This window comes from Steroidobacter sp., from assembly GCF_016790065.1.
Lineage (GTDB): Bacteria > Pseudomonadota > Gammaproteobacteria > Steroidobacterales > Steroidobacteraceae > Steroidobacter.
Window position 1 is genome coordinate 1 of sequence record NZ_JAEUPY010000657.1, and the last position, 3,359, is coordinate 3,359.

General features: G+C 61.8%; 3 protein-coding genes. 1 reads left to right on the forward strand and 2 read right to left on the reverse strand.

The genetic code is table 11. The features are described 5' to 3' along the window. On the forward strand, window positions 1-1,193 hold a 1,193-nt coding region (locus tag JNL55_RS27115), incomplete at its 5' end, for a protein adenylyltransferase SelO (RefSeq protein ID WP_293861939.1). A gap of 34 nt (window positions 1,194-1,227) precedes the next feature. Here the strand turns inward: JNL55_RS27115 and JNL55_RS27120 are convergent. Both JNL55_RS27120 and JNL55_RS27125 read right to left on the reverse strand, forming a co-directional pair. Further along, on the reverse strand, window positions 1,228-2,196 hold the full coding sequence (locus JNL55_RS27120) for a response regulator (protein WP_293861942.1): 969 nt from the start codon (window positions 2,194-2,196) through the stop codon (window positions 1,228-1,230). 167 nt (window positions 2,197-2,363) lie between these two features. Next, the coding region (locus tag JNL55_RS27125; protein ID WP_293861945.1) for a methyl-accepting chemotaxis protein at window positions 2,364-3,359 on the reverse strand (996 nt) is incomplete at its 5' end.

Below are 3,359 nucleotides of genomic sequence, written 5' to 3' on the forward strand. Positions count from 1 at the left end.
CCATCTTGCTCGGCGAGCTACGCGGCCGCGATGGAGTGTTACGCGACGTTCAATTGAAAGGCTCAGGCCGCACGCCGTTCTCCCGAGGTGGAGATGGGCGCGCAGCGATCGGCCCGATGCTTCGCGAGTACTTGATCAGCGAAGCCATGCATGCGCTGGGTATTCCGACCACGCGTTCGCTGGCGGTCGTGACGACAGGCGAGCAGGTCTATCGTCAGGAAATATTGCCGGGCGCCGTGCTGACGCGTATCGCTACGAGCCACATCCGAGTGGGAACGTTTCAGTTCTTCGCAGCGCGAGGCGATGTAGAAGGGCTGCAAACATTGTTGGATTACGTGATCGAGCGTCACTATCCCGAGGCACGCCAAGCAGAAGTGCCTGCACTCGCGGTACTGGCAGCGGTCACCGAGCGCCAAGCGAACTTGATTGCGGACTGGATGCGCGTCGGCTTCATTCACGGCGTGATGAACACCGACAACATGGCGCTATCGGGCGAGACCATCGACTATGGTCCGTGTGCGTTCATGGACAAATACGATCCGCAGACGGTATTCAGTTCCATCGATCAGGGCGGGCGCTATTCCTATACCAATCAACCCGGCATCGCGCAGTGGAATCTGGCGCGCTTCGCCGAAACGTTGCTGCCGCTGATCGATGCCGATGGCAACAAAGCAGTCGCGCTGGCCACCGAAGTGTTGGAAGGTTTCATCGAACGTTTCGAAATGCGTTTCCTCGCACACATTCGCCGCAAGCTCGGACTGGCATCTGAGGAAGAGGGCGACGCCGAGCTGATCTCCCAGCTGCTGGCAGCGATGCAAAAGGCGGGAGCCGATTTCACTCTGACGTTCAGCGCCATGACCCGCGCCGTCAGCGACGACACGTCGCTGCGAGCGTTGTTCAGCGAGCCCGCCGAGATCGATGCGTGGCTCCAAAACTGGCGGCTGCGCTTGTCGCGAGATTCACAGAGTGAAACCGAGCGCGCCGAAACGTTGCGTCTCGCCAATCCCGAGGTCATTCCTCGTAATCATCGTGTCGAAGCCGCGTTGCAAGCGGCTTCGGCTGGCGATTTGCAACCGTTCCGTGAGTTGCTTGACGTCATACAGCGACCCTACGAACGTCGGCCGGAGTTGGTCGAGTACACGCAGCTGCCGCCGCCGTCGGAGCAGAAGTACAAAACGTTTTGTGGAACTTAGGCGCTGACCGAAAGCAGCGCCGAGTAGAGCGGGATTACGCCGCGTCTTGAGCCGGCAGCGGCTTGGACTCGGCAGCCGGTCGAGCTGCGCTGGCTCGCGCCGGAGCATCGCTGCCGCGACGGCTGCGTTCTGCCTGACCGAGCAATTCCAATGCGGCGGGCGAATTTTCTTCGCCAGCGAAAGAAGCGATGCCGGTGGACAGTCGAATGCCACGGGCGGTCGTACTCAAGCCCCAGTGCACGAACGCATTACGAATGGTCTGCTCCATCGCGCTCACTTCATTCGGGCCGCTCTCGGGCATCACTACCACCAACCGACAGGTATTCGCAGGCGCTGGCAAGCGGACGACCCAGTCGAGCTTGGGGCGCATGGCGTCGTGCGCGGCGCTGAGCAACGTGTCGGAAACCGATCCGGACGCATGATGCTGATGAAACGCTGCCGGATCGCCGTCGAGGCCGATGCTCAGCAGTTGCAAGTTCTTTCGCGAGCGACCGGTCTGGACGATCTCCGCACGTAAGCGACCCACCAGATGTCGCGCCGTATGCGCGCCATTCTCCAAATCCACGGTTGCAGGCTCATGAGCGCGACCCGTGCGTGACGACTGACGGCGACGGATCGCAGTTACACCGGCTTGCACGCGGCCGACCATCTCGGTGAGCGCGTTCTGGCGAAGCAGATACTGATCCACGCCCATGCAATAGCCCTGCTCGTGATCGCGAACGTCCGAGCTCTCGGTGACCTGGATGATGTACACCGGGGCCAGCGACAGAATGCGCAAACGAGCGACGAAAGCGATGTCATCGACGGGCGGCACGGCGCTGTCGGTGATGACCACTGGGAACCATTCACGGGCGAACATGGTGAGCGCTTCGACGCCGTCGGCCGCAGCCGCGACTTCGAAGCCTTGTTGCTTGAGCAACGCCGTCGCGGACTCGCGCATGACCTGATCGGCATCCACGATCAGGGCGCGGCGAGGCGGCGAAAAATCTGGCGAAGCGCTCATAGAACTACGTTGTTATGTGAGATGGCCTTACGGTACTCCCTCAATCGGCACAGCGGTAATTGGTGTGCGGTTTCTGTGAGATGGCTAACATGGTCGGGCGAGGGGCTGCGAAGTAGCGCACACATCGCCCCACAAATCGGGCCTATCCGACAGGATTTACCTGGCTTTTACGCCGCCCAGGACTGCCTGGACTCGAATGATTGTTCGGCGTGACGGGCCGGATGAGCGTGGCTGGCCTGGCCGCCACCCACGTCGAATACACCGATGGCGGCGCTCAATTCTTCGCCGCGTTCCCTGAGGTCGCCGGCGGTGGCCGCCATCGAACGCACCAGCTCGTCGTTGCGCTGGGTGACGGAGTCCATCTTGCGCAATGACTCGTCAACCTGCTGCAGGCCGCCGGCCTCATGCGCGAACGAACTCTGCAGCTTATCCATGATGTCGGCGATGCCACGCACGCCGGCCACCAGTTCGGTCATCGTGGCACCGGCCTCGTCGACCAGCGTGCTGCCGGCGGCGACGTTGTCCACCGACTTCTCGATGAGCGCCTTGATCTCTTTGGCGGCGGTGGCGCTGCGCTGGGCAAGGCTACGAACCTCAGCTGCGACCACAGCGAAGCCGCGACCATGCTCGCCCGCGCGGGCGGCTTCGACAGCAGCATTCAACGCGAGCAGGTTGGTTTGAAAGGCGATCTCATCGATGACACCGATGATGTCCACGATTTTGCGTGATGAGCCGCTGATCTCGCCCATTGTCGAAACAACTCGAGACACCACATCGCCGCCTTTGGCCGCAACGTTTACCGCGGAATCCACCAGTCGGCTGGCCTCGCGGGCCTGCTGAGCATTGCGGCTGACGATGTCGCCGAGTTGACGAACGGCATTGCCGGTTTCGGACAGCGCTGAGGTCTGAGTTCGCGTGCTATCGGCGAGATCTTCGCTATCGCCAGCACTTTTTCGAGCAGCGGTCGCCACGATTTGAGTGCCGTTGGCCAGCGCCGAAATGGTGTCGCGTAGGCGAGTGACCACGCCACGCAAGGCTTGCCCGGCCGGACTGCTGACGTCGTTAGCCGTTTCGCGCAGATCGATGGTGCCGTGGCGATCCATCGCTTCTACCAGCCTTTGCAGCTCGGCGGCTTGCAAACTCTCGGCGCGCAACATGTAAGC